The following is a 24,656-nucleotide window of genomic DNA, read 5'->3' on the forward strand; positions in this document are numbered from 1 at the left end:
GTATGTTATTTATTTGAAAAGAACTGGAGATTTCCATGAATAAAATAAAAATAATCATCCTCTACACTATTACAAGTGTTATTTGGATTTATGGGACCAATTATTTAATCGAACAATATATGCCTACTGCCCTTATTGAGTTGACGGAAAGGTCGAAGGAGATCTTATATATACTAGTGACTGGAGGGTTTATTTATTTCTTCATTAGTAAAAAAGAGGAATTAGATGTTTCCCAGGAAGATCAGAATCGTCTATCCACTTTAATTAATTCAATGGTTGATTTTGTTAACTTTAAAGACGGCGAAGGTAGATGGATTGAAGCTAATGAATTTGGGTTACAATTGTTTCAGCTCGAGAAGGTCGACTATCGCGGGAAAAAGGACTCCGAATTAGCTGAGTATACCGATTTTTACCGTGATGCGCTCCGATTTTGCGAAATTTCAGATGAAGAAACGTGGAATAATCGAAAAATCACTCGAGTTGAAGAGGTCCTTCCTGTTCCAGACGGATCTGTAAAAATATTTGACACGATCAAGGTACCACTATTTTATGAAGATGGCAGTCGACAAGGTTTGGTCATCATTGGACGTGATATAACAGAAAGAAAGGAAATGGCATTAAAATTAGCTGAAAGCCAGCAACAATATAAATCATTATTTGAATACAGTCCAGATATTGTTTACATGTTGGATTTGGAAGGAACTATTACTAATTTAAACCCACAATTCGATGTCATTACAGGGTTCAACAGAGAAGAAGCGATTGGAAAAAATGTAAAACAATTATTACCGAAAAGGTATAAACCCTATCTTCCAAAATTCATTTCTACTGTTGTCGAAGAAATTAAACCGGTCATGTATGAACTGAACATCCCACATGCAAACGGGAATCGAATCATCTTACAATGTACATCACTTCCGATTATTATTAATGGAAATATCACTGGGATAATTGGTTATGGCAGTGATGTGACTAAATTAAGGGAAACGGAAGAACGGCTTCGCCGGACAGAAAAACTCTCAATTGTTGGCGAATTATCTGCAAGTGTAGCTCATGAAATCCGGAATCCGCTAACGTCGCTTAAAGGATTTGTCCAACTATTACAAATGGAAGATGTAAAGCATCAATTTTATTATCAAATTATGCTCGACGAATTAAATCGAATCAACGATATTGTTGGCGAGCTTTTGTTATTGGCAAAACCACAGCTCTTAAAATACACCAAGGCCTATCTTCAGAAGCTACTACAAGACGTTATCTCATTATTAAACACCGAAGCCAGTCTATATAATGTTCAAATTGAAGTCCATTTTACTGAGAACGAGCTATGGATTGAATGTGATCCAAATCAACTCAAGCAATTATTTATCAATGTGATCAAAAATTCGATTGAAGCCAGCCAAAATGGTGGCAAGGTTGAAATTGTACTAGAGCAAATCGAAAAAAGCCGTGTGTTAATAACCATTAAGGACAATGGTTGTGGAATTTCAAAAGAGAGATTAGAGAAAATTGGCGAACCCTTCTACTCTTCCAAAGAAAAAGGGACGGGGTTAGGCTTAACGGTTAGTTTCAAGATTGTTCAATCACATCAAGGGACGATTCATTTCGACAGTCAGAAAAATCAAGGGACCTCTGTTCAAATTACCCTGCCTTTTAAGCAAACTACTACCAAGAACCAGCACCGGCCGTTCAAGGAAAAGGTATAAAAAGGATTTTAAGCCCGAGCTATCATGCCGGGCTTTTCTTTTTCTTTTTCTTTCTATTCCTAAAGAAGGCGATAACAAGTAACATGGACGGAATGATAATTTGAAAAGGCCAATGTAAATAAACGGGGACAATCACTAACCCTTCCTTGATATGTTCCGCATAATTAGATGCAATGGTAACGGATGCAAATAGCACAATCAGTCCTAACGGAAACCCAATCTTGCGTTGATTCGGTATTCTAAAGATATCAGCTGAAGCAGCAACTGCAGCATAAAAGAAAATCGAAATCTTAAAAAATCCACCAATGATTAAGTAGAGCATGAATAATACATCTAATCGTTCAATAAAATCGGCAATTTGAATTCTCCCTACTGTCATTAGTAGCGGGAAAGTTGACCGCTGAAAGAGCGCTACCCCTAAAACAGAAATATTTACTACCACTGTGATGGCAATATTGATTCCACTTAAAATCATCCCGCCTAAACAGACTAATTTTACTTTCTCTTTATCTTTTAAGAATGGGAGCAGCATCGTAAAAACCACCATTTCCCCAAACGGAAAGGTAATAGTTTGTGTTAGAAATGTTTTAATAACTGGTTTCAGCCCATTTTCTAATATCGGGTTTAAGTTTCCTAATTGAATCAACCCTGAAAAGACGATCAACAGCATACCTAATATCGCTGTCAAATAGACAATGCCAAAGAAAATTTCTCCAACCCGTGCTAATACTTCAAACCCTTTATGGATGGCATATATAATCGTAATGATCATTAGAGAATTAATTACAAATAGGGGAGTACTATTATATATGGTAGATGATAATAACTCCCCAAAATCACGTAAAACCCTTGATGCGCAATATAAAAAATAGACAATATATAATACCCCAATAAACCGTCCAAGCCATTTCCCTGTTATTTCTTGAACATAACTAGATAAGGGAAGTTCAGGATAGTACATATATAATCGGTAATAAATTAAAAAGACGACTAGTCCGCCAGCTAAACCCAGCAATACAGCGATCCATGCATCCTGTTTGGCACCTGAAGCGATCCCAACCAGAATGGCGCTGCCCATTTCAAACAAAACGATCAGCACAAACAATTGAGTTGAACTTATTTTTACTTTTTCCATGTTGGAATGGTCCCCCCTTAAGAAGGGTTATTTATATCTGAGCTAACCGATATTCCCAAACCCCTTCTACTTATGATGGGCTTGTCTTTTTCTTACGGTTACGCAAAAAGGCAATGATAAGTAAGAGGAAGGGGATAATTATTTGAAAAGGCCAAGACAAATACATAGGAACCACCACTAACCCCTCCTGCATAAATTCTGCTACATTGGATGCGATAGTTATTGAACCAAATAAAACAATCAATCCAATTGGAAACCCAAGCTTAAGTTGGTTTTTTAATTGAAAGATATCAGCCGCTCCAGCCATGGCAGCGTAGAAATAAATCGCAATTTTAAAAAAACCGCCAATGATTAAATAGAGCATAAATAATACATCTAAACGTTCGATAAAATCGGCAATTTGAATTCTCCCGATTGTGGCTAGTAAAGGAAAGGTGGATGCATGAAAGAGGCCCACCCCTAGAACAGTTATATTAACTATCGTTGTAATGGTAATATTGATCCCGGCTAATATCATTCCACCCAGACAGACAATTTTCACCTTTTTTTTATCGTTTAAAAACGGGAGCACCATCGTAAAAACAATCATTTCTCCGAAGGGAAAGGTGATGGTTTCTCCTAAAAATGTTTTTATTATCGGTTTTAAGCCATTTTCTAACATTGGTTTTAAGTTCCCTAAATGTATTAAGCCGGAAAAAACAATTAGCAGCATCCCTAATATCGCTGTTAAATAGACAATTCCAAAGAATATTTCGCCTACTCGGGCTAATACTTCAAACCCCTTATGCATGGCATAAATAATCGTCACGATCATAAGGGTATTGATAACAAATAAGGGAGTACTACTATAAATAGTTGTCGCTAACAACTCTCCAAAATCGCGCAAAACCCTTGATGCAAGATACATAAAATAAACAATATATAAAAACCCAATGAATCGTCCCGGCCATTTACCTACTATTTTTTGAAGATAACTAGTTAAGGGCAAGTCAGGATAGTACATATATAATCGGTAATAAATGAAAAAGACAATAACTCCACCACCTAATCCGAACAAAACAGCGATCCAGGCGTCCTGTTTCGCTTGTGACCCGAGTCCCAGAAGAATGGCACTACCCATCTCAAACAGAACAATCAGGACAAACATTTGGAACGCACTAACTTTTGCCTTTTCCATGTACGGTCAATCTCCCCCCTTTTTATAAGGGTTATTTATTAATGTCTGACCAAAACGGATTCGTCCGAACCCCTTCACGGCGGAGGTAAGAATCTACCTTAACATTCACCTCAAGATCAGAAAAATAATTGTTCCAATCTCGCTCTAGCTTTTTCCAAAGATCAGGGTTCGCTTTATGAACCACATCACCAAACCCGAAGATATCACACTTTAGTCTTTTCGCTTCCTTTACTGATATCTGCACTTCCTTTTTAATGGCTTTCTCCGTTAACTTTTCAATTTTTCCAATGGTTTTAGGATCCATTAAGTCAATCGCTGTATTTGCTTCACTAAGCCAGCCCTCATTTTCAATTTTAATATTTATGACGGGTTTCCCTTGTTTAAAAATGGTTGAAACCTTGGTTTTTGACCGAATGGGGACAATACTAAGGGCATTTTTCTTCCCCTTCCATTTAAGCGTAATATCGGTACTCTTCGCTTTATCTAAGACCCATAGGACCCCGCGAGACTTTTTACTCTCAATCCAATCAATTAATGCCCCATCTTTAATGACTGCCAAGCCATCAGCTGTGAGGAAGGCATCGGTCGTCGTTTTTTGCAAATTTTCTGCTTTGTTGGCTTCTTCTTTCATTCCAATCAATTGGTAGCCATTTAGAACTGGTTCTTTTCCGCTTCCGACAATTCCATCAATCAGATCATCAATACTTATACTAAAATTTTCCCCCTTCATTGCCTCAGTAGATTTGATTTCTTTGGTAATTTTGCTTACAGGTAGTTTGTCAAGAATCGTCAAAGTAGTCACTATTTCTTCTGCGGAAGCATCTCTAGCTACTAAAATCTCTGTGGTAGTTCTAAATTCCGGATCCCTTGCAAAGGAATCCAATAGATTGAGAAATTGCGTTCTATCTTTCGCCAATTCCTCACTAACTACGACTACATTGGTGTGTGCATAGTATAAACGGCGTGAGACTTCTTTGGTGGCATTTCTTGCTGCCTCGGTCATCGTTCTACCTGTGCTTTTATAAACTGCAATCGGCAGCCCCTGACCTCCTCCACCTTGCCCTGCTGAAACGTTCCCGGGATTAACGAGTTGAAAGGAAACATGGTACAAATCGTCCTCTCCCTTATCAATACCGAGTGCCATCACAAACGCTAAATCAGTGAGCTCCTTCTGATTCCAGCATGCAGTTAGGATTGGCACTGATAATCCCATTACCAAAATAACCTTTACCAATTTTTTCATTACTCTTCACCATTTTGAGAGGGATTTTCCGTTTGCTTTGGCGGACCTGGCTTTTGATTATCCCCTGACCGCTTCATATTGCCCTTACTAATGAACATCGGTCTATTTTTCATTGCCCAAACGGGAAAACGAACAAAGGCGTCTTGTTGATTACGAATGTTGAAAGGAGCTAACGGCATCATGTATGGAATTCCAAATGAACGAAGCGAACATAAATGAATGGTCATGAACATAAGCCCTAACATAATTCCATAAAAGCCCAACATGGTGGCTAAGCCCATTAGGACAAAGCGAATTAATCTTGCCGCAATCGCCATAGCGAAAACGGGGGTAGAAAAATTGGCAATGGCAGTAATAGAAACAACGATAACCATGACTGGCGAGACTAACCCGGCCTGTACTGCTGCCTGACCAATTACGAGAGCACCCACAATCGACACGGCTTGACCAACTGCCCTAGGAAGCCTAAGACCCGCTTCCCTTAAAATTTCAAAGGTGACTTCCATGATTAATGCCTCCACAAAAGCCGGAAAAGGAACATTTTCACGTTGAGCAGCAATAGCGATTGCCATGGTCGTCGGGATCATCTCTTGATGGAAGGTGGTCGCAGCAATATAAACAGACGGTCCAATAACAGCGATTATGAATGATAAAATTCTTAACATTCGAATCCCGGTTGAAATGTCAAATCGTGAGTAATAATCATCCGGTGCTTGGAAAAATTGAATAAAAAGTGCTGGAACCGTAACAGTAAACGGAGTCCCATCAACTACTATAGCTACCCGCCCTTCTAGTAAATGTGATGACACGACATCGGGCCGTTCTGAATGGTAAGTTGTTGGAAATGTTGTCCAACTTTGGTCTTCAATTAATTGCTCGATATATCCGGAACCTTGTATGGCGTCGATATTGATTCGTTCAAGCCTTTCTTTCACTTCTCCAACAATTTTTTCATTGGCAATCCCTTTTATATACATAATGGCGATATCGGTTTGAGAAATAGTGCCGATCTTCATGGCGTCTACCCGTAAATTAGGACTTTTTATCCGGCGGCGAATTAATGCCGTATTCGTACGGAGTGTTTCTGTAAACGAATCTTTTGGACCGCGAATCGATAGCTGAGTTGAGGGCTCTGAAATCGCTCTCTTTTCCCATCCTTTTGTTTCCCCACTGATTGCTTTATTGAATCCCTGTAAAAAAATAACGGTATCACCTGAAAACAATGTATCAAAAACCTGATTCCAATTAGTAATTGTCTTAACACTACCCAATGCCATGGTTTTTTCAAGCATGAATTGAAAGATATCAACGGGTTCATCGGGTACCTCTGCTTCCATAAGTGTTTCTAATATATAGTCCGCAACTGAGATCATATTGGCCAATCCGTCAACATAAACTAGTGCTCCTTTATGTGCACCTATCTTAAACTCGCGAACGTTAACATCGGTACTATTGCCAACTTCCTCTTTTAAATGAGATATATTCTCTTGATAATCTCTTAGAATAGGCAAATCCTCTGGTGTTTGCGGATCTTGTTTTTGCCTGTAATTATCGTCCTGTCTCTTTTTTTGTTTATTTTTGAGCATTTTAGACAAAATCGACACAATATCCGCCTCACTTAATGAAATTTACAAATCTTTTCTCCAATATTGGATATATTGCCCAATGAATACCACTTTATCCCATTGAAGCAGGTTTTATTTTCACATTAATTTTCAAAACGGAATAAGGAACAGCACTAAGTCGAACAATAAGAAAAAAGGATTCCTAAAGGTGTGAAGTGGTTGAAAATATTATTTGTAACCTGCTTACTGGCGATTGCTAGTACAATCCTAATTATTTCACTGGATCTTTTGATGGGTGTACAAATATCGGGAATTTTTTGGAAGGCGATTAATCCTTTTAGGGTGATGGAGCCTGCAGAATATATCATTATTTTATTGTGTATAATGGTTTACTTTGTTGATACCTTTGGTGCGTATTTAAAAAAGAAAAAGGAAAAAGAGAATCCTTCTAATTAAACAAGATAAGAGCCCCCCTTAAAATGGGAGGCTCTTATCTGAATTGTTTTTCGGTAATTCTTTTTTATGAAACAACCTCTTGAATAAAATAACTCCAACTGATATAAACCTACTCCACCATCGCTTCTTCCTATTTATATTTGGACCATAAACATAGCGATTCCAAAAATAATAGAAAAATTCCTCAACAACTAACAATAAGATAAAAAATAAAATAGAAATAGTTATCCAATACCACATTTTTAGGACTCCTTTTCAAACAGAAATTTATCTTATTCGAAAAACCTCGGGGTAGTACATTCAAAACCAAGCTCTGTTCATCAATGAACAATTTGTATATTCTTATTTTAACAAAAAGTTGCTAAATTGTGGAATTTTTAGGTGAATTGTCTTCACACAAGAGGTATATTGGATTCTATACTTATTATGCTTATTACAAAGTTTTTTTAAATTTTGGAGCTATTGGAGAAATAAAAATTAGTTTGGGTCCTTGTATGTTAGCGCCCGTTCACTATCCCCATAGCCCTTAGTGGTTGGATCCTGTACGATCCCTAACATCGACAACAAAACAAAGGCAGCATTCACAAACGTTAACACACCATTCTGAATCGCATCTGTCAGTTGAAAATCTATGAGTCCAAAGGAATTTAAACATGCTAACACCATTTGAGCCACAATCATAATTTGAGATATAAACGCGATCACCCAGTTCCGGTTTTTTAATCGTACTTTCCAGTTGATCATCTTCCCCATCCCTTTCCTTTATGTTAAACAATCTTTCTATTAACATATGCTTGGACGAGGAAATGGTTGTCCGCAAATGCCTCGTAATTTTACTTTATTAGCTCGCTTCAAAACTTCCCATTTCAATCAATAAAAATTATAATAAAAGAATTGAAAATTACTTTTTGAAAGTAAGGAGATCACATGGAGAAATTACATCCATTTTGGGAAAGTATCGTTCGTTTCTGGAAAAAGAAACATTTAACTCAAATATTATTATTACTCATCCTAGTTGTTGTACTAGCAACCATCCTTTATTTTGGCTGGATTGCTATGCGCGCTAATGTAGAATCACTGAAGCAAGGACTAAGTCAGCCGACGGTTATTTATGATAAAAAAGGAAAAATAGCTAGTAATGTCGCCACCAATCGGACGAAAGGTATAAAAATTGAGGACTTACCAAAATATGTCCCAAATGCTGTTGTAGCCATCGAAGACGAACGATTCTATGAACATGGCGGCTTTGATATCAAAGGGATTGCCCGTGCCTTTTTTAGTAACTTGTTTGCAGGCCGGATAACTGGCGGCGGCAGTACGTTAACTCAGCAGTTAACGAAGAATGCCCTCTTATCTCCAGAGCGAACCTATAAACGAAAAGCAGAGGAATTATTTTTAGCCGTAAAAATTGAAAAGGTTTATTCTAAAAATGAGATTTTGCAGATGTACCTCAATCAGGTTTACTTCGGGAGCGGTGCCTGGGGAATCAGCAATGCATCTAAAAAATATTTTGATAAAGATATTGAAGATGTTACGGTGAGCGAAGCTGCGATGCTTGCTGGATTGCTGCATTCACCAAATTACCTTGATCCCTATAACAATTATGATTTAGCGATGAAAAGACGAAATACTGTATTAGCAAAAATGAATGAACTAGGAATGATTAATCAGACACAGTATTCCAATGCTAAAAAAGAAAAGATTCACCTCCATGATGGCGGTGGAAGCTTTGTCGAACGAAAATACCCTTATTATGTAGATGCGGTTTTAAATGAAGCGATTAATAAATATGGCATAACACAGGAAGAAATTTTAACAAGAGGCTATCGAATATACACAGCCATGGATCAAAATCTTCAATCTGGTCTTGAAAAGGTCTATAGTGAAGATTACATGTTCCCGCGTAGTAATGGTGGAGAACTAGTTCAGAGCGGCTCTGTTTTAATGGATCCTGCTTCCGGAGGAGTGAGTGCCCTAGTGGGCGGACGTGGCGAACATGTATTCCGAGGCTTTAATCGGGCAACGCAATTACAGGCACAGCCAGGGTCAACAATCAAACCACTGGCAGTTTATACACCTGCCCTAGAAGAAGGTTACAAGTATTCATCAGAGCTTAACGATAAACCAATTACTTTTGGAAATTACAAACCGGAAAATTTCTCAAGAACCTATTCTGGAAAAGTTGAAATGTACAAGGCCCTTGAAAAGTCTTTAAATATTCCGGCCGTATGGCTGTTAAATGAGATCGGCTTAAATAAGGGGATCGATTCATTAAAGAGGTTTGGCATCCCTGTTGAAAAAGAAGATAAAAACCTAGCAATCGCACTTGGTGGGATGAGTAAGGGGGTCTCCCCTCTGCAAATGGCTAACGCTTTTTCAGCTTTCCCCAATGGAGGCAAGCGGGAAGACAGCCATTTCATTACGAAAATAGTTGGACCGACTGGGAATGTCATCGCCGAGCATGAAGCAAAAACGACAAAAGTAACGTCCAAAGGGATCACGGATGAGATGACATCGATGCTTTTAAATGTCGTCGAATCAGGTACTGGTAAGCGGGCGCAAATCCCCGGTGTGCAGCTTGCAGGGAAAACGGGATCCACGCAGTTACCTTATAATGATATTAGTGGAACAAAGGATCAATGGATGGTCGGCTATACACCTAATCTTGTCGGAGCCATCTGGATAGGATTTGACCAAACCGACCGGGAACATTATCTGCCAAGCTCGAGTTCCGCCAATGTTGTACCGATTTTTAAGGAAATAATGAAGGAATCTGTTTCATATCTTCCCGAAAAACGCTTTGAAGTGGTATCTATCAATGAGCAGCTCGCCGGTAATGACACTTCTAAGATAAGCATCGATGAGCAGGCCAAGAAAATTAGCAAGGAATTAAATGAAAATGCTCAAAAAATCGGGGAAACCATAAAAGCAAATGCTCCCGGCTGGAAAAAAAGTCTTGATTCAGCTTTGTATAAGCTTGGCAAGGGCGTTAATTCACTCATTGAAAGATTTCAACAGTAATAAAAAATAGCACCAATGCGGTGCTATTTTTCTATTTGCAGGGAGTGATAAAAGCTCCCTGTGACTTTTTGTATGGTTTCTTCTTGTTCTGATCGGAAAACAGTCAAAAAGCATGTCGATGGCCCAGCAGATTTTAAAATATCCACGTTTGAAATGATCATTTCTTGTGAAAATTCTTGATTAGGAAACATCTGATTGATTTCATTTAAAATCCCTTTGGAACCAACCGGCCAAATCATCACATCATTTACTTTGGATACTTCTTGAAAAACAGAAAGTGGGACAACATCATCATACTTTTCAATCACTTCATCTCCAACCAGCGGCATACCAACAACAGCAAATTTTAGTTGCTTAGAGTAAGTTATCTCTATTGTCTCCGCCAATGACTTTTTCCCAAGAACAACTAAACCAACTGCAGATTGCAGAAGTGAAAAGTTACTTTCTGTACTACCAGATATCCTTACATCTACTAACTTTAGTTCGGACATCCCTTTTTTTATTCCTCTAACTAGCTCATCCCATGGTTCATTTCCGCAAAAGTTGTGGAGCAACACAGAAATGGGTTCCCCTCCCGCCGCAATACACTCCATAACGGCAACTCTAAATGCATAATAAGTAACCGTTTCGTAGGGGACCTGAACAAGATCGTCTTCCTTCATCCCGATCCCTCCGCTATTATCACAGGCAATAATGAGGGAGTCCACCCCATTAAAAGGAATGGTTAGTATATCTCTCATTGCTTCACATCTCCCTTTGATATTCGTCGATGTGTGACAAGGGATGCAAGCCGTGGTATTACTATCAATGCAATAGTTGTATTAATAATTGAACCGATGAGCAATGAAGGGACGATCCCCAAATAAAAACCTGTATACATTAAAAAAATAAATGGGAGGGGGGCTACTAATGAATTCCCAATAATAAAAAGCGTACTTGCTATCCATTTATTGTTTTTATAAAGGCAGCCAAACATCAAAACCAGCACGGCCATTTCGACAGCAATTAAAAAGTGCATCGGTCCTAATGGAAATCCACCAGCATATGCAGATAGTAAATGTCCAAATGCACCCACAACCGCTCCGGCGCCGGCACCAAAAAGGACGGCGGCTAAAAGCGCAGGAAATACGTCCAATGCGACACTGCCGACAATGGCCGGAATCTTTATCATCGCACCGACGACAGACAATGCCGTTAACATCGCGAGCCCGCTCACCATTTTCCCCTTCATGCTATTTATCCTCCTTACGCTTCCCATTCCTAAACACCTTCGCACTACGCACATATTCTACGTCGCTTACATGTAATCGGAAGTTTATCACTCTTGCTAGTGCAAAGAAATAATCTGAAAGACGGTTTAAGTACATCAGTGCAATTTCAGAGGTCTTTGGGTCAGCCTTTACTAGTTTAACTACCAATCTTTCAGCTCTTCTAGTTACTGTTCGGGCAATATGAATCGATGCCGAAGGCTTAGTTCCTCCCGGCAAAATAAATCTCTCTAACTCAGGTGCTTCTTCAATATATTCATCTATTTTCTTTTCAAGGTAATCAATCGATTCTTGGTGAAGTTTTGATTCGCGCTTCTCCATCACATTGGCAAGGTCACCGCCACAATCAAATAATTCATGCTGGATTTTTTCAAGATCAGCTAGCACATCCATGAATAATTCCTGATCCAGCTCTTGGAACGCCTGGCCGACAAAGCAATTGACCTCGTCAACTGTTCCGTACGCTTCCACACGAATATCATCTTTGTCCACTCTTCCTCCGATGATGCTTGTTTTCCCTTTGTCCCCTGTTCTTGTGTAAATTCTCATTGATCCCATTCCCCTTTACTTTATAGTTTGATTTAATCCATACCAAATGACGTCAACTTTTTCTGACTTGGCCGCGGTATCTTGATAAGCCCAACCGGTTATATCCCGCCAGAGTCTATTTTCTGCTTCGATTGGAACAATTCCTTTTGTGATATCTGTTCCAATAACAACTAACTGGCGCTGTAGTGCTGCCTTTTCCCAAGTGAGCCAATTATCTAAACAATTAGCCCAAAGCACCCGACACTTATCGGCACCCATTGATGCAGATAAATTTTTCAACCATATTTCTACTCCCTCAATGACCAACAGATCCTGGTCGAAAGTATTCAATTCTTTAGGAATTGTCTGGGTTTCGTAAGCTGATATCCAATGATTGTGCTCGAAAACTTTGTAGTAATTCTTTACCCATGCCCGTTTGCCGTTAAAGGCACCTCCAATAATAAAGTGCATCGTCTCCCCCTCCTTAGCGATTCTGTATCAAATATCAGTTCGTAACCTTGATCATGAGTTGCCTGCCAAGCCCAAAATTCTTTTTGGTTTGGTGCAAACCTAGACAAAAGATAGCGAATGACCCCGCCATGCGTAATCACTGCACAGCTCTGCAGGTTTGACTTTAGCACTTCTTCGGTAATCTTAGACCAGCCAGAATCAACCCTTGTGCTGAACTCGTGAAATGATTCTCCTTGCGGCGGAAAATGATTAAAAGGATCCCCCAGCCACTCTCGATAGAGATTGTTTCCTTTCAAGTCTTCATACGTTTTCCCTTCCCATTTACCAAAGTTCATCTCACGTAATTCTTTTATTAAATGGGGATTTGTTGATGGAAATAACTTTTCCGCCGTCCGAACACATCTTTGTAAATCACTCGAATAATAGTGCTGATAGGTCTTGGAAGTCAAAATTGTTTTTGATTCAGGACATAAGGGTGAGTCGTTCCAGCCAAGATAAGCTTTTCGTTTGTTCTCTTCTGTTACACCATGACGAAATAATGCAATAACCACACGGTCATCCATAGAAGTAATTCAGTCCCTTCCACGGCAGCCCCTAAGACATCCCCCGTAATTCCGCCAAACCATTTGACAGCTTTACGACGAAAAAGGAATAAGCAGCAGGTTGCAACCAAGATCAATAAAGCGATGATGAAGAATTCTTTTATTAATAAACTAACGATTCCTAGAAAACTAACCAAGTAAATCGGATACGGCCACAGCGATTGGGGGTTCGCCGCATTCTGGAATAATGAACCAAGCCCCTCATTCTTGGCAGCCTTCAACGTTAACAGCATCACTCCCATGACACTTTTACTCAAAAATGGAATTGCTGCAATCATGATCCATTGAAGGTTTTCGACATTCGTTGTACTTTCATAAATAAATAGAAACCGAGAACTTAATAAAACTAAAATAGATAAAACACCGAATGCTCCTGTTCTCGGATCCTTCATGATATCAAGTCTTTTCCCCTGGTCTTGATAAGAAAAATAAGCATCACTGGCATCCATCCAGCCATCTAGATGAATTCCTCCCGTTAAGAGAATCGTTGCCAGCCACAGCAAGAAAGCTGCAGCAAGATGAGAAAAAGGAGTAAATTCAAGGCACAGGTACAATACAGCTGCATAAATGATTCCTTGCATTAAACCTACTAACGGAAAGGCTTGCACTGCCTTTTTAAGATGTTCTTTATCCATTGGCAATTCTAATCTGATAGGGATTGCCGTGAAAAATTGAATATCTATTAAAAAACCTATTAAGAACTTCATCCTTTTGAACCCCATTGATTGATAATTTGTTTAATCAGGTCCCATTTTAGATGACTTTTCATTTCTGCAGCGATCAAATCATAGCGTTTGTCTTTATACTCGCTAATCGATCGAATTTGTTCGGACGGCAGTCCCTTCTTTTTCCGAATCATATTTAACCATTGATTTCTCCACTCATCATTATGAAAAAGATGGTGAAGATATGTTCCAATAATTTGACCGTCATGTCCGAAATAGCCATCTTCCAACCCATTCGCTAATGTTAAAAATGGACAAACTTCTTTTGAAAAGATTGTTTTACCTAAATGGATCTCATAGCCTTCTAAGGGATGATTGGATCGCAATCCAGTAGCATGGTGATACATGGCAATAACTTGATTTGTTTCTTTTTCTTTATAAAAAGTGGTTGTTGCGGGGATAACCCCTAACCCCCTTACCTTGTGGATCGGTATTCCAGTGTCAGAACCTTCTTTATCCATCATTTCCTCACCAAGGATTTGATAGCCCCCACAGATTCCAACAACATAACCGCCATTTGCAATATGGTTTTGGACGAGTATATCTAACTGATTTTCTCTTAAATGGGTCATGTCATTGCTTGTACTTTTAGTCCCTGGAATAATGATCGCATCGGGTTGGCCAAATTCACTCTTATTATGGACCCAGCGGAGCGTCACATCTTCTTCATATAAGAATGGCTCCAAATCACTGTAATTTGAGATAAACGGCAGATGAATAACGGCAATATCAAGAACTCCGTTAGTGCGTTTTGAAAATTGGGTCCGAATCGACAAGGAATCCTCCCCATCGATCATATGATTTTCCACATATGGCAAAATACCTAATACAGGGACACCGGTCTTCTCTTCGAGCCATTGAACCCCATCTTCAAATAAGGTGATATCGCCGCGAAATTTATTGATAATTACACCGACCACTCTTTCCCGTTCATTCGATTCCAAGAGATCAAGCGTACCAACAATACTGGCAAACACTCCACCGCGATCGATATCAGCGACAAGGACAACAGGAACATTTGCTAGTTCAGCAACCTTCATATTGACTATTTCGCGGTCCTTTAAATTGATTTCAACCGGACTGCCTGCCCCTTCAACCACGACGACATCAAATTCTTCGGCAAGGTGATGGAGTGATTGCTGAATTACTGCTAACCCTTGTTCATAGAAGTGATCTCGATACCCACGCCCTGAAAGGGTTTCAAGTGCTTTTCCCAGATAAACAATTTCTGCGTGCTGATCTGACCGCGGCTTCAATAGTATCGGATTCATCCAAACAGAAGGCTCCACTCGAGCTGCCTCCGCTTGAATTCCTTGCGCTCTGCCGATTTCTTTTCCATCTCTTGTCACGTAAGAATTATTGGACATGTTCTGCGATTTAAACGGGGTAACTCTGACTCCCTCATTGGCAAAGATTCGACACATCGCGGTGACGATCAGACTTTTCCCCACATCTGAAGCTGTACCTTGAATCATGATTCCCTTCATCGTAGAACTCCCTTCATTCCGATTGGAATTCCAGCTTCCACTAAAAACACTTGGTCTGCTTCCTTGACCAAATCCTGATGAATTTGTCCTAGCAAGCGTCCATAGGTGAACACCATTTCATTGTTAGGTAAAGGTTCGTTTAAAACTTCATTACTGACAACAATCAAGGTCCCGGCACAATTTTTTATGGAAGAAATGCCCGTGATTATATTATCCTTGACGGTTTCTAAAAACCGTTCCCCCCACTTTTGCTCACAAGAAAACAATTCATTATTTAATAGTGTGGTGACACAATCTAGTAAAACGACATCTTTGGCATTAAACTCATCAGCTACTTTACCAATTTGTACAGACCATTCATAGGTTTTCCAAGGATAAGCCCCTGATAATCGATCATGTTGGTGTTTTTCAATTCGTTCCTTCATTTCTGGATCCGTAGCAACACCCGTTGCCAAATAGTTAAGTCGGCCTCCAGTTTCATTTGCAATTTCGATTGATTTCCTCTCCGCAAAACTGCTTTTCCCGCTTCTTACTCCCCCTGTGATGAAGATGAATGATGGTGCCTCCATCGCGCTAACACCTCCATTAGTTGATTATTGTCATCATGACCCTTTATAGCAAAACGCAGCCATCTTCCCTCTAAGCCAGGGAAATTAAAGGTATGCCGTGCAATGATGCCTTGATGAAGAAGAAACTCAAATAATGAGAATTGATCCTGTAATTGCGGATCCTGTAATAGGTAGAAATTAACACTAGAAGACGAAACTACAAATTCATGCTTTATTAAAAAGGAAAAAAGCCTTTTTCGCTCATGACAAATATATTCTTGTGTTTCTTTCATAAAAGATCCAGATTGCAGACAAAGTTCCCCTGCCAGCAGCGCAATCGTATTGACATTCCAGTGTGATTGCCATTTGCTAAGATCTGAAACAAGCGCAGGTGGAGCAACTAAATATCCCAAACGTATTCCTGGGATTGCGAACATCTTGGTTAGCGAACGAATGATAATCAAATTTGAAAATTTGTTTATGTATGGAACTATTGATTCATATTCTATTAAAAAATCGAAAAATGCTTCATCCAAAATGACTAAGCAGTTTCGCTTTTCACATTCCTCTACAATCGAGATAATTGTTGTCGCAGAATATTGGATGCCTGTTGGATTGTTAGGGTTGCACAAAAACAAAGCATCCGCATCCAAAAGACTCAAGTGTAAATCAGCCGTGTTCAATTCAAAATTAGGCTCTACTAATTGATGGTAGACAATTTCACAGCTGTTTGCCCGACATGCTTCCTCGTATTCAGAAAATGTTGGTTCCACGATGACGACTTTTTTGCCGGCAAGCATTCGAGCAAGCAGGGTAATTAGCTCTGCCCCGCCATTGCCGATTAAAATGGATTCATACGGTACCTGTTCTGATTTTGAAATTATGTCCCTCAGCTTTGTGGCAAACGGATCTGGATAAACATTAATTTCGCGAAAAAAATCCAGCCACTTTTCTTTCAAAACAGGTGGTGGACCCAGTGGATTAATGTTTGCGCTAAAATCAATAAACTGCTTAGGGAGAGCTAACCCCATCGCTTTATATAAATATTGTGGATTCGATCCATGCGACGGCCAAATCAAGGAGTATCCCCCCTATCCATAAAAGTAGTAAAAATAATAAGACCGTTTTGCTAAGAATATGATTGGCTTGAATGATATGGTCAGCCTGGATGGGCTGAATGGGGTCACCCATTTTTGCTCGGTTGGAAACGATCCCTTGGTAATAATTGATACCCCCAAGCTGTATTCCTAAAATTGCTGCAACAGCTGCTTCCCCCAGCCACTGTTTGGGCTCGGATGCTTTTTTGCATCGCGGAACAAAATCGTCCACGCTTTTTTATATGTAATGCTATCAGGTCGTTGCCCCAGCAGCATAATCATTCCTGTTAATCGACTGGGGAGCCAATTCATGACATCATCCCATTTTGCAGACGCCCAGCCAAACTCTATATACCTATTATTCATATGGCCTACCATCGAGTCACATGTATTTGCTGCGCGATAAACCATCGCAAGCGGGGCTCCACCAAGCAGTGCCCAAAACATCGGGGCAGTCACTCCATCACTTGTATTTTCGGCAACTGTTTCAATCGTCCCACGTGCAATTTCACCTTCATCCAGGGATTCAGTATCGCGGCCAACAATATAGGATAGTTTTGTCCTCGCTTCAGAAAGTCCACCCTTACTTAATGGACGATAGACCTCTAAAGCCGCTCCCTTTAAGCTCTTTTGGGCAATCGTGGTAGAAATAATAATACTTTCTACTAGGACCCCGACAATTGGATGAATTCCATATCCTGTTTCTACTAAAACCAACGCAATGATATAAACAGAGAGTAAAACAAAAAGGAGCATACCCACCCCTTTTAATTGTTTAGACTTCCCTTTATTTAAACGTTTTTCAAAAAATGTGATCATCTTCCCAATCCATCTAACCGGATGAGGCCAATTGGGTGGATCTCCAATAAACATATCGATAAGATAGGCAATTGTTATTGAGGCTAAGTGATAGGTAATCATTTTTGTTTCCTTATACTTGATTTTTGAATGGCTTCAGTCGTGCACTGATAAACAGCTTTGCCTATAAGCTTTCCTAACGGGGTAATCGTTCCTGCAAATTCCAGAACCGCACCGGTTTGTGTAGCAGCAATTAAGATACTATCGGTCGAGGTTCCGGAAGCGATCGTTCCTGTCACTTCATCGATTACCATTTGATCATTCATTGCCTTGACCTTTGCTTCTGTTGCGGTCATGATGCTTTGGATAAAAGCCTCTTCTGTCAGCTCGCCGTTCACAAAGATCCAAGTATTAATTGTGCCGGGTGTCATTTCAAATGAATGCAATTCACCTTTAGACGCATCAATTGCATTTCCCACCCCTGCTGTTACCACAACAAAGATGGAGAATTCTTCATCTATAAATCGTTTATAGACCACATCTTCAAGCACGACGGCTGTCATCATCCCAACGGTTTCCGACGGTTCAAACCCCTTTGATTTTAAAAATGAGGCCATTTCTGCTCGGTGATTACTACAGCTGTAATCCTTGTGAACATGTCGGTTGACAAATGTTTGGTGCCACCCCGTTCCCGAACCAATGACCCCTGATGACATGGTCCTTAATGGAATAGGCGTTGTTAGCTCGATTATTTCTTCCGAAACATGTAACCTCGATTCATCTATGTTAAAATCGACAACTTCGCTATTCATTTTAGGAAGTAAGACCATTTGCGGGGCAGCCACTTTAGGATGAGGATGTTTTTGAATGTCTGTATGGTACACGTCTCTTATTCGTTCTTCCCGAAGTACTTCATTAGGAATCTGATCAATATTAATCCGTCCGTTTTCAAGGAGGAGCAACCGGTCACAATACAGCCCTGCAAGGTTTAAATCATGAAAAATCGAGATGACGGTTAACCCGTTTTCTGATGTCCATTGTTTTAAGAAATCTAATAATTCCTTTTGGTACGATAAATCCAAGTGGTTTGTCGGTTCATCTAATAAGAGAATCTCAGGTTCTTGGGCTAAGGCTTGCGCGAGAAATACTCGTTGTTTTTCCCCGCCTGATAACTCCTGAATATTTTTATTTTGGAATCTGGATACGCCAATTTGCTTCATTACTTTTTGGACGACTTCTTCATCGGCGGTACTCCAAGTTTGGAACAACCCCTTTTGGTGGGCATAACGGCCGAGGGAGACGGTTTCTTTTACCGTGTAGGAGAAAGACTGTGATGAATGCTGGGAAAGAACAGCGATAATTTTAGCCAACTGCTTAGCCTTATATTCCTTGAGCGGTTTTCCATTGATCACAATCTCCCCTCCTTGGAACGGTAAAATTCCACTGAGCATTTTCAAAAGAGTCGTCTTACCACTTCCATTTGGTCCTAATATCCCAAATAATTCTCCCTTTTCCACATTAAAGGAAATATCTTTCAGAACGGCTTCACTTGAGTATCCACCAGAAACCCGTTGAACATTGAGCATCCCTTAACCACTTCTTTCCATCCTTTTTCTTTGTAGCAGAATTAGTGCAAATACAGGTGCACCAATTAAAGCAGTAATCACACCAATCGGTAATTCTGTAGGAGAGATAATTGTTCTGGATATCAAGTCAGCTAAAATTAAAAAACCGCTCCCCGTTATGATGGATAGGGGAAGAAGATGCCGATGGTCCGGGCCCCATAATAATCTGGATAGATGGGGGATCACTAACCCGACAAAACCGATGGTGCCTGACACCGCAACCGCTGCCCCGGTTAATATTGAGCCCGCTGTTAAGATTATGAGCTTTCTCTTTTGTACGTTGACCCCTAAATGCTGTGCTCGTTCTTCACCAAATGACATGGCATTTAGTTCCTTGGCATTAAAGATTAGCAGTCCTGATCCAATGATAAAAAATGGCAAAATGATCTTTATGTATTCCCAGCCTCTCATCGATACGCTCCCTAGCAGCCAGCCAATAATTTGGCGGAGTTCATCTCCGGTCAATGCGATCATCAGTGAAATAATGGCTCCTAAAAAGGAACTAAAAATGATACCCGTTAAAATAATCGTTTCCACTCGCATCGAGCGTTCGATTTTACTAGCGAAGGTAAGAACTAGAAAGATGGTTAAGAATGAAAATAGGATACTTAATAATGGCAAGGTAAAGGAACCTACAAATGGGATTGACAGCTGGAAAAACAGTGTCAAAACCGCACCTACAGATGCCCCAGAGGATACTCCTAATGTATAAGGATCTGCTAACGGATTTCGAAGCAGTCCTTGAAAGGCTGCCCCTGCAATAGCAAGGGAAGCACCGACAAGACCTGATAAAATCACTCTAGGTAAGCGTATGTTTAGGACAATACTTGAATACATTGGGTCGATTGTCTCCAGTATACTTAACCCAAAAACTTTTGCACCAATAATCTTTATAATCGTTATGATTGGAACCGAAACTGTTCCAATTGAAATCCCTAATAATATAGAAATAACAAGAAAAGTTCCCGCTAGACAATAGGCTAAATACTTGTTATTTAAAAATGTCAGGATAGACAGCCTTCGCAAGATCTTCTACTCCTTCAACGATCCTTGGGCCTGTACGTGTCACACGGTCCGAATCGACATCGACAACATGCTTATTTTTTACCGCGTTGACCGTTTCCCAGCCTTTTCTAGTTAATACTTGATCAACCGGGTTCTTGACATAGTATCCATAAGTTGTGACAATAACATCTGGATTGCGTTTAATCATTGCTTCTTGGTCAATTTTAATCCAGCCTTCTTGATCATTTGCGATGTTTTCCGCATTAATCAAACGAAGCATTTGATCCATAAACGTATTCTTTCCCGATGTATAAATTTCTGGAGCGGGTGAAACCTCAACTAATACCTTTTTCTTTTCTTTTATCGCGCTAGCCTTTGCTTTAATACCTTCTAATTTTTCTTTCATCCCGGAGATAATCTCATTTGCTTTAACCGTTTCACCGGTAGCTTTCCCAATCATATCTATCGAATCAAAGACTTGGTCAAAGTTTTGGGCATCATTAACGACAAATACTACAATACCCGCATCTTTCAACTGCTGAAGCCCTGCTTTAGCATTAGAAGCCCAAGAGGCATGTGCTAAAACTAAATCCGGTTTTAAGGAAATGATCTTTTCTACATTTATTTCTTGCCCGCCAATTTTCTCTTTTTTCGTGGCAGCTTCTGGATAGTTATCAAAATCGGTTACCCCGACCACTTCTTTGTCTAGACCTAGGGCAAAAACAATTTCTGTATTACTTGGAATAAGTGAAACAATCTTTTCAGGTTTTTTTTCGATCGTAACTTTGGTTTTGGTTGCATCTGTAAGTGTGAGTGGATATGTTATTTCAGCTGTTTTCTTTTCAACACTAGTTTTATTCTCTTCATTTACCTGATCTTTCTTTTCAGCACAGCCTGCCAAAACTCCTACTGTCAATAATACTACTAACAGCAATGAATACAACTTCTTCATTTTTCTCCCTGCTTTCTGTGTAATAACACAACGTATGTAACAAAAAATTAGTTCTTGTGCTAAACCCAATAGCTCGGATAACAACAAAAAACATCTCCACAAATGACATGGAGATGTTGGTATGATTAGATTCAGGTTACTAAAAAAAGTAAAAGGAGTCTAGCCTTCAACACCTTCCTATCCTCGTAGGTTTATTGGCGCACAAGAATTAGGCAGGTTTCCTGGCTCATGATCATCGCTTCCTATGCCTTCCCATCGTCTTCGACAGTGACACAATATAGGTTGCTCCCATTTACAGTGGCGGGACCGCGTTGGCTTATACCAAACTTCCCTTTTAAGCTTAAAATCTTTCGATAAGATTTTAGCACCTAATTTAAAAATATATTTTTTGTTAAACTCATTATAGAAAAGATAGAATGATTTGTATATGCTTTTTTGAAATAATTTAATTATTCAAAGCTTCTACATAAATTTGCCATTTCAATTGCAGCCGATGCTGCATCCCAGCCTTTATTACCTGCTTTTGTTCCGGCACGCTCGATTGCCTGTTCAATAGATTCCGTTGTTAACACTCCAAAAATAACCGGAATTCCACTGCTTAAATTGATAGCGGAAACTCCTTTCGCCACTTCATTACATACATAGTCAAAATGAGGAGTCGAGCCGCGAATCACTGTTCCAAGTGTGATCACTGCATCATATTTTTTACTATTCGCCATTTTTTGAGCGATTAATGATATCTCAAATACACCTGGAACCCAGGCAACATCCACGTCTGTTTCGCTGACTCCATGTCTTTTAAGTGAATCCTGTGCACCGCTTAATAATTTACTTGTAATGAATTCATTAAATCGTCCAACAACAATTCCGATTTTTAATCCGGAGCCAACTAAATTTCCTTCAAAAATATTACCCATGTGTATTCCTCCAAAAATAGTTTAGTTAAGTATTTTTTCAAGAGGTTATTTAAACCTCTCGTTTGACCAACTGTTCCTTATTCATTCGGTATTCAATTAGGTCCTTAATCGTAATCATTTTAACATTTAGCTTATCTGCAATAATTCGCAATTGTGGGACGCGGGCCATCGTTCCGTCTTCATTCATGATTTCACAAATTACCCCTGCTGGCTTGGAGCCGCAAAGTAGAGCAAGATCCACAGCTGCTTCTGTATGCCCATTTCTACTCAGGACTCCGCCTTTTTTAGCAATCAGTGGGAAAATATGCCCTGGTCTTAAAAAATCAGCTGCTTTTGATTCTGGGTCAACCATACTCAATACCGTCGCCGATCGTTCAAACGCAGAAATCCCTGTCGTAGAGAACTTATGGTCAATACTCACAGTAAAAGCCGTTCGATTTCGATCGGTGTTCTCGGTAACCATTGGGTTTAAGTCTAACTTCTGAGCAAGTTCCTCATCAATAGGAACACAGATTAGCCCTCTTCCGTGAGTGGCCATTAGGTTTATAACCTCGGGCTTTGCTTTTTCAGCTAGAGAAATAAAATCACCTTCATTTTCTCTATTCTCATCATCACAAACAATAATTACCTTTCCTTCTTTTAAATCAGTAAGAGCTTCGTCAATCGTATTAAACATTTCCCATCTCTTCTTTCCATTAATCAATTTATAAAAATCCATTATCTTCTAAAAAATTGGCGGTTATCCCCTTGCTACTTTTTTGCGGAGGTTGGTTTGATAGGTTATGAATAAAATGACCCACGTATTTACCAATCATATCGCATTCTAGATTCACAATATCCCCTGAACCCTTCAGTCCTAAAATCGATTCTGACAAGGTATGCGGAATAATTGATAAGGTAAAACTGTTTTCCAATACCTTAAAAACGGTTAAGCTAGTCCCATCCACCGCGATAGAACCTCTTAAGATGACATATCTTAATAATTCCTGGTCAGCCTCAATCTCATAGTAAATGGCGTTTTCAAGTGATTGTTTACTTTTAATTACGCCAGTCCCATCAATATGTCCTGAGACGAAATGTCCACCAAACCTTCCACCTGCTGCCATCGCCCGCTCAAGGTTAACCTTCGAACCCCGTTTTACCATGTTTAAACTGCTAGCCCTGACTGTCTCAGGCATAACATCTACCGTAAACAGCCTACCCGTATAGGATGTGACCGTAAGACAAACCCCGTTGACTGCAATACTGTCGCCAAGGTGGACATCATTAAGTATTTTTTTTGCTTCAATCGTTAACACGAACGACTCGCCCGTCCGCTGGATGTTTGCGACGACGCCAATTTCTTCAATAATCCCAGTAAACATATCGCTCCTTCTCCTAACTATCAATCCAGATGATTCTTACTCTAAAAATAAGAAGGACCCTGAAGACATAAGTCATCAGGGTCCTGAAAAAGGCAATAGAAAATAAAGGGTTAAAAATAGGCAAACTTCAGCCTACGGTTAATCCTGTCTTTTCCTTCTCCCATCCAGACTTTAACTGTCGGCCCTGGAGTTTCACCAGATCCACCGTTTAACAAAAAATGTTAACCGGGTCACGGACTAAGAAGCATAGCTTCATCACCGCCGGTTAGGAATTTCACCTGACCCCGAAGGAAATTATTCGAATATATATTATGATAGTACAACTATTTCAAACAGTAAAGGATTTACTCTTATATTTTACCCAAACAGGAAATCATTACTATGTTTTATCTTTTATCTTCACAAAAAAATTTTTTATTGTTTATACGTTTTTACAGGAAGATAAATATCAAAGTAAAGCTCTCCTTTTGCATTTAGATGGTCATATTCTTCTTTATAGACCTCAATGCTTAAGGCATTGTGATCCTGTTCATAGCCATATTCCCCCATCCAGGAATATATTTTTTTATATGTATTTTCGACTTCCTCTTGACTTCCTCTATGCGTCGCGAAAACATAATTTTTACTTGGAATCGTAAAGCCGACCATTCCTTCAGGGATTTCTTCTATTTTTTCAACTGGTGCTGTTACATAATAAGTGAGTTCTGTCTCTCTGCTATGAAAAGGCGCAATTAAAACAGGTTCTTTCGTTTGATAGGATACTTCTTCAAGCCGGCTGATCATTTCTTTAAAAAGATTTGGGATTGTATTAATTTGTGAATAAGTTCCATTCCATGAAATTCCAACTACCTTCATCTCTTCTTTTTCAATTACCTGGATACTCAAGTTAATCCCCCTCCGAATTATCATACTAATATAATTCTAAAAAGAGCCTTTAAAATCCTGCATAAATATTTCGACCAATTC

General features: G+C 39.5%; 23 protein-coding genes, 2 pseudogenes and 2 riboswitches. Of the genes and pseudogenes, 3 read left to right on the forward strand and 22 right to left on the reverse strand.

Annotated elements, in window-relative coordinates:
• Positions 1 to 35: 35 nt before the first annotated feature.
• Complete coding sequence (locus tag RCG22_RS05080) at positions 36 to 1,706, forward strand: PAS domain S-box protein (protein ID WP_308106002.1); 1,671 nt, start codon at positions 36 to 38, stop codon at positions 1,704 to 1,706.
• A gap of 22 nt (positions 1,707 to 1,728) precedes the next feature.
• Here RCG22_RS05080 and RCG22_RS05085 read toward each other — a convergent pair whose 3' ends face one another.
• The 4 genes from RCG22_RS05085 to RCG22_RS05100 form a co-directional block, all read right to left on the reverse strand.
• Positions 1,729 to 2,841, reverse strand: a complete 1,113-nt coding sequence (locus RCG22_RS05085; RefSeq protein ID WP_308106003.1) for a GerAB/ArcD/ProY family transporter — start codon at positions 2,839 to 2,841, stop codon at positions 1,729 to 1,731.
• Positions 2,842 to 2,911: 70 nt separating this feature from the next.
• A complete protein-coding gene (locus RCG22_RS05090; RefSeq protein ID WP_308106004.1) occupies positions 2,912 to 4,018 on the reverse strand; it encodes a GerAB/ArcD/ProY family transporter in 1,107 nt (368 codons plus the stop codon).
• A gap of 31 nt (positions 4,019 to 4,049) precedes the next feature.
• Positions 4,050 to 5,261, reverse strand: coding sequence for a Ger(x)C family spore germination protein (locus tag RCG22_RS05095; RefSeq protein WP_308106005.1), 1,212 nt, complete (start codon positions 5,259 to 5,261; stop codon positions 4,050 to 4,052).
• On the reverse strand, positions 5,261 to 6,847 hold the full coding sequence (locus tag RCG22_RS05100) for a spore germination protein (protein ID WP_308106006.1): 1,587 nt from the start codon (positions 6,845 to 6,847) through the stop codon (positions 5,261 to 5,263). The genes RCG22_RS05095 and RCG22_RS05100 overlap by 1 nt, the downstream gene beginning before the upstream one ends.
• Positions 6,848 to 7,045: 198 nt before the next feature.
• Here RCG22_RS05100 and RCG22_RS05105 point away from each other — a divergent pair, with 198 nt between their 5' ends.
• Positions 7,046 to 7,282 (forward strand): YczF family membrane protein, encoded by a 237-nt coding sequence (locus RCG22_RS05105; RefSeq protein WP_308106007.1) that lies wholly within the window; start codon positions 7,046 to 7,048, stop codon positions 7,280 to 7,282.
• A gap of 477 nt (positions 7,283 to 7,759) precedes the next feature.
• Here RCG22_RS05105 and RCG22_RS05110 read toward each other — a convergent pair whose 3' ends face one another.
• Complete coding sequence (locus tag RCG22_RS05110) at positions 7,760 to 8,026, reverse strand: phage holin (RefSeq protein WP_308106008.1); 267 nt, start codon at positions 8,024 to 8,026, stop codon at positions 7,760 to 7,762.
• Between the two features lie 183 nt (positions 8,027 to 8,209).
• On the opposite strand from RCG22_RS05110, the gene RCG22_RS05115 reads away from it, so the two are divergent.
• Positions 8,210 to 10,303 carry a transglycosylase domain-containing protein gene (locus tag RCG22_RS05115; protein ID WP_308106009.1) on the forward strand — a complete coding sequence of 698 codons (2,094 nt, stop codon included), beginning with the start codon at positions 8,210 to 8,212 and terminating at the stop codon, positions 10,301 to 10,303.
• Between the two features lie 23 nt (positions 10,304 to 10,326).
• On the opposite strand, the gene RCG22_RS05120 is transcribed toward RCG22_RS05115, so the two are convergent.
• The 17 genes and pseudogenes from RCG22_RS05120 to RCG22_RS05200 all read right to left on the reverse strand — a co-directional run bounded on the left by RCG22_RS05120 (position 10,327) and on the right by RCG22_RS05200 (position 24,575).
• The gene (locus tag RCG22_RS05120; RefSeq protein ID WP_308106010.1) at positions 10,327 to 11,043 is read right to left on the reverse strand and encodes an ATP-binding protein; all 717 of its coding nucleotides are present in this window, start codon (positions 11,041 to 11,043) and stop codon (positions 10,327 to 10,329) included.
• Complete coding sequence (locus RCG22_RS05125; protein WP_308106011.1) at positions 11,040 to 11,534, reverse strand: ECF transporter S component; 495 nt, start codon at positions 11,532 to 11,534, stop codon at positions 11,040 to 11,042. The genes RCG22_RS05120 and RCG22_RS05125 overlap by 4 nt, the downstream gene beginning before the upstream one ends.
• A 1-nt stretch (position 11,535) precedes the next feature.
• Positions 11,536 to 12,120 carry a cob(I)yrinic acid a,c-diamide adenosyltransferase gene (locus RCG22_RS05130; RefSeq protein ID WP_308106012.1) on the reverse strand — a complete coding sequence of 195 codons (585 nt, stop codon included), beginning with the start codon at positions 12,118 to 12,120 and terminating at the stop codon, positions 11,536 to 11,538.
• 15 nt (positions 12,121 to 12,135) lie between these two features.
• Positions 12,136 to 12,570 (reverse strand): bifunctional adenosylcobinamide kinase/adenosylcobinamide-phosphate guanylyltransferase, encoded by a 435-nt coding sequence (locus RCG22_RS05135; RefSeq protein WP_308106013.1) that lies wholly within the window; start codon positions 12,568 to 12,570, stop codon positions 12,136 to 12,138.
• Positions 12,522 to 13,133, reverse strand: coding sequence for a histidine phosphatase family protein (locus tag RCG22_RS05140; RefSeq protein WP_308106014.1), 612 nt, complete (start codon positions 13,131 to 13,133; stop codon positions 12,522 to 12,524). The genes RCG22_RS05135 and RCG22_RS05140 overlap by 49 nt, the downstream gene beginning before the upstream one ends.
• Positions 13,091 to 13,879 (reverse strand): adenosylcobinamide-GDP ribazoletransferase, encoded by a 789-nt coding sequence (gene cobS, locus RCG22_RS05145; RefSeq protein WP_308106015.1) that lies wholly within the window; start codon positions 13,877 to 13,879, stop codon positions 13,091 to 13,093. The genes RCG22_RS05140 and cobS overlap by 43 nt, the downstream gene beginning before the upstream one ends.
• Positions 13,876 to 15,384: a cobyric acid synthase gene (locus RCG22_RS05150; RefSeq protein WP_308106016.1), complete on the reverse strand. Its 1,509-nt coding sequence runs from the start codon at positions 15,382 to 15,384 to the stop codon at positions 13,876 to 13,878. Before RCG22_RS05150 ends, cobS begins: the two co-directional genes overlap by 4 nt.
• Positions 15,381 to 15,953, reverse strand: coding sequence for a bifunctional adenosylcobinamide kinase/adenosylcobinamide-phosphate guanylyltransferase (locus RCG22_RS05155; RefSeq protein ID WP_308106017.1), 573 nt, complete (start codon positions 15,951 to 15,953; stop codon positions 15,381 to 15,383). The genes RCG22_RS05150 and RCG22_RS05155 overlap by 4 nt, the downstream gene beginning before the upstream one ends.
• A complete protein-coding gene (cobD, locus tag RCG22_RS05160; protein WP_308106018.1) occupies positions 15,914 to 17,011 on the reverse strand; it encodes a threonine-phosphate decarboxylase CobD in 1,098 nt (365 codons plus the stop codon). The genes RCG22_RS05155 and cobD overlap by 40 nt, the downstream gene beginning before the upstream one ends.
• Positions 16,968 to 17,950: pseudogene (gene cbiB, locus RCG22_RS05165) on the reverse strand (adenosylcobinamide-phosphate synthase CbiB). The gene cobD and the pseudogene cbiB overlap by 44 nt, the downstream one beginning before the upstream one ends.
• Entirely contained in the window at positions 17,947 to 19,413 is a 1,467-nt protein-coding gene (locus tag RCG22_RS05170; RefSeq protein ID WP_308106019.1) for a heme ABC transporter ATP-binding protein, read from the reverse strand. The pseudogene cbiB and the gene RCG22_RS05170 overlap by 4 nt, the downstream one beginning before the upstream one ends.
• A gap of 3 nt (positions 19,414 to 19,416) precedes the next feature.
• On the reverse strand, positions 19,417 to 20,478 hold the full coding sequence (locus RCG22_RS05175; protein WP_308106020.1) for a FecCD family ABC transporter permease: 1,062 nt from the start codon (positions 20,476 to 20,478) through the stop codon (positions 19,417 to 19,419).
• Positions 20,444 to 21,409, reverse strand: coding sequence for an ABC transporter substrate-binding protein (locus RCG22_RS05180; RefSeq protein ID WP_308106021.1), 966 nt, complete (start codon positions 21,407 to 21,409; stop codon positions 20,444 to 20,446). The genes RCG22_RS05175 and RCG22_RS05180 overlap by 35 nt, the downstream gene beginning before the upstream one ends.
• 194 nt (positions 21,410 to 21,603) lie before the next feature.
• Positions 21,604 to 21,796, reverse strand: a riboswitch (cobalamin riboswitch).
• Between the two features lie 62 nt (positions 21,797 to 21,858).
• On the reverse strand, positions 21,859 to 22,326 hold the full coding sequence (gene ribH, locus RCG22_RS05185; RefSeq protein ID WP_308106022.1) for a 6,7-dimethyl-8-ribityllumazine synthase: 468 nt from the start codon (positions 22,324 to 22,326) through the stop codon (positions 21,859 to 21,861).
• 52 nt (positions 22,327 to 22,378) lie between these two features.
• A pseudogene (gene ribB / locus RCG22_RS05190) lies at positions 22,379 to 23,002 on the reverse strand (3,4-dihydroxy-2-butanone-4-phosphate synthase); the annotation flags it as partial.
• 28 nt (positions 23,003 to 23,030) lie between these two features.
• Complete coding sequence (gene ribE / locus RCG22_RS05195) at positions 23,031 to 23,690, reverse strand: riboflavin synthase (RefSeq protein ID WP_098261458.1); 660 nt, start codon at positions 23,688 to 23,690, stop codon at positions 23,031 to 23,033.
• Between the two features lie 148 nt (positions 23,691 to 23,838).
• Positions 23,839 to 23,986: riboswitch (FMN riboswitch) on the reverse strand.
• A 118-nt stretch (positions 23,987 to 24,104) separates the two neighbouring features.
• A complete protein-coding gene (locus RCG22_RS05200) occupies positions 24,105 to 24,575 on the reverse strand; it encodes a GyrI-like domain-containing protein (RefSeq protein WP_176525511.1) in 471 nt (156 codons plus the stop codon).
• Between the last annotated feature and the right edge of the window lie 81 nt (positions 24,576 to 24,656).

Source organism: Neobacillus nitrireducens (genome assembly GCF_030915405.1).
In the GTDB taxonomy this organism is placed as follows: domain Bacteria; phylum Bacillota; class Bacilli; order Bacillales; family Cytobacillaceae; genus Neobacillus.

What these genes read in the sequence shown, in the direction of transcription:
- cobS (WP_308106015.1), bottom strand. Translation starts at nt 13,879, where the DNA reads ATGAAGTTCTTAATAGGTTTTTTAATAGATATTCAATTTTTCACGGCA.
- RCG22_RS05130 (WP_308106012.1), bottom strand. Translation starts at nt 12,120, where the DNA reads ATGAGAATTTACACAAGAACAGGGGACAAAGGGAAAACAAGCATCATC.
- RCG22_RS05170 (WP_308106019.1), bottom strand. Translation starts at nt 19,413, where the DNA reads ATGCTCAATGTTCAACGGGTTTCTGGTGGATACTCAAGTGAAGCCGTT.
- ribE (WP_098261458.1), bottom strand. Translation starts at nt 23,690, where the DNA reads ATGTTTACTGGGATTATTGAAGAAATTGGCGTCGTCGCAAACATCCAG.
- RCG22_RS05080 (WP_308106002.1), top strand. Translation starts at nt 36, where the DNA reads ATGAATAAAATAAAAATAATCATCCTCTACACTATTACAAGTGTTATT.
- RCG22_RS05090 (WP_308106004.1), bottom strand. Translation starts at nt 4,018, where the DNA reads ATGGAAAAGGCAAAAGTTAGTGCGTTCCAAATGTTTGTCCTGATTGTT.
- RCG22_RS05155 (WP_308106017.1), bottom strand. Translation starts at nt 15,953, where the DNA reads ATGGAGGCACCATCATTCATCTTCATCACAGGGGGAGTAAGAAGCGGG.
- RCG22_RS05120 (WP_308106010.1), bottom strand. Translation starts at nt 11,043, where the DNA reads ATGAGAGATATACTAACCATTCCTTTTAATGGGGTGGACTCCCTCATT.
- RCG22_RS05150 (WP_308106016.1), bottom strand. Translation starts at nt 15,384, where the DNA reads ATGAAGGGAATCATGATTCAAGGTACAGCTTCAGATGTGGGGAAAAGT.
- RCG22_RS05100 (WP_308106006.1), bottom strand. Translation starts at nt 6,847, where the DNA reads ATGCTCAAAAATAAACAAAAAAAGAGACAGGACGATAATTACAGGCAA.
- RCG22_RS05135 (WP_308106013.1), bottom strand. Translation starts at nt 12,570, where the DNA reads ATGCACTTTATTATTGGAGGTGCCTTTAACGGCAAACGGGCATGGGTA.
- ribH (WP_308106022.1), bottom strand. Translation starts at nt 22,326, where the DNA reads ATGGGTAATATTTTTGAAGGAAATTTAGTTGGCTCCGGATTAAAAATC.
- RCG22_RS05140 (WP_308106014.1), bottom strand. Translation starts at nt 13,133, where the DNA reads ATGGATGACCGTGTGGTTATTGCATTATTTCGTCATGGTGTAACAGAA.
- RCG22_RS05180 (WP_308106021.1), bottom strand. Translation starts at nt 21,409, where the DNA reads ATGAAGAAGTTGTATTCATTGCTGTTAGTAGTATTATTGACAGTAGGA.
- RCG22_RS05085 (WP_308106003.1), bottom strand. Translation starts at nt 2,841, where the DNA reads ATGGAAAAAGTAAAAATAAGTTCAACTCAATTGTTTGTGCTGATCGTT.
- RCG22_RS05095 (WP_308106005.1), bottom strand. Translation starts at nt 5,261, where the DNA reads ATGAAAAAATTGGTAAAGGTTATTTTGGTAATGGGATTATCAGTGCCA.
- RCG22_RS05115 (WP_308106009.1), top strand. Translation starts at nt 8,210, where the DNA reads ATGGAGAAATTACATCCATTTTGGGAAAGTATCGTTCGTTTCTGGAAA.
- RCG22_RS05125 (WP_308106011.1), bottom strand. Translation starts at nt 11,534, where the DNA reads ATGAAGGGGAAAATGGTGAGCGGGCTCGCGATGTTAACGGCATTGTCT.
- RCG22_RS05110 (WP_308106008.1), bottom strand. Translation starts at nt 8,026, where the DNA reads ATGATCAACTGGAAAGTACGATTAAAAAACCGGAACTGGGTGATCGCG.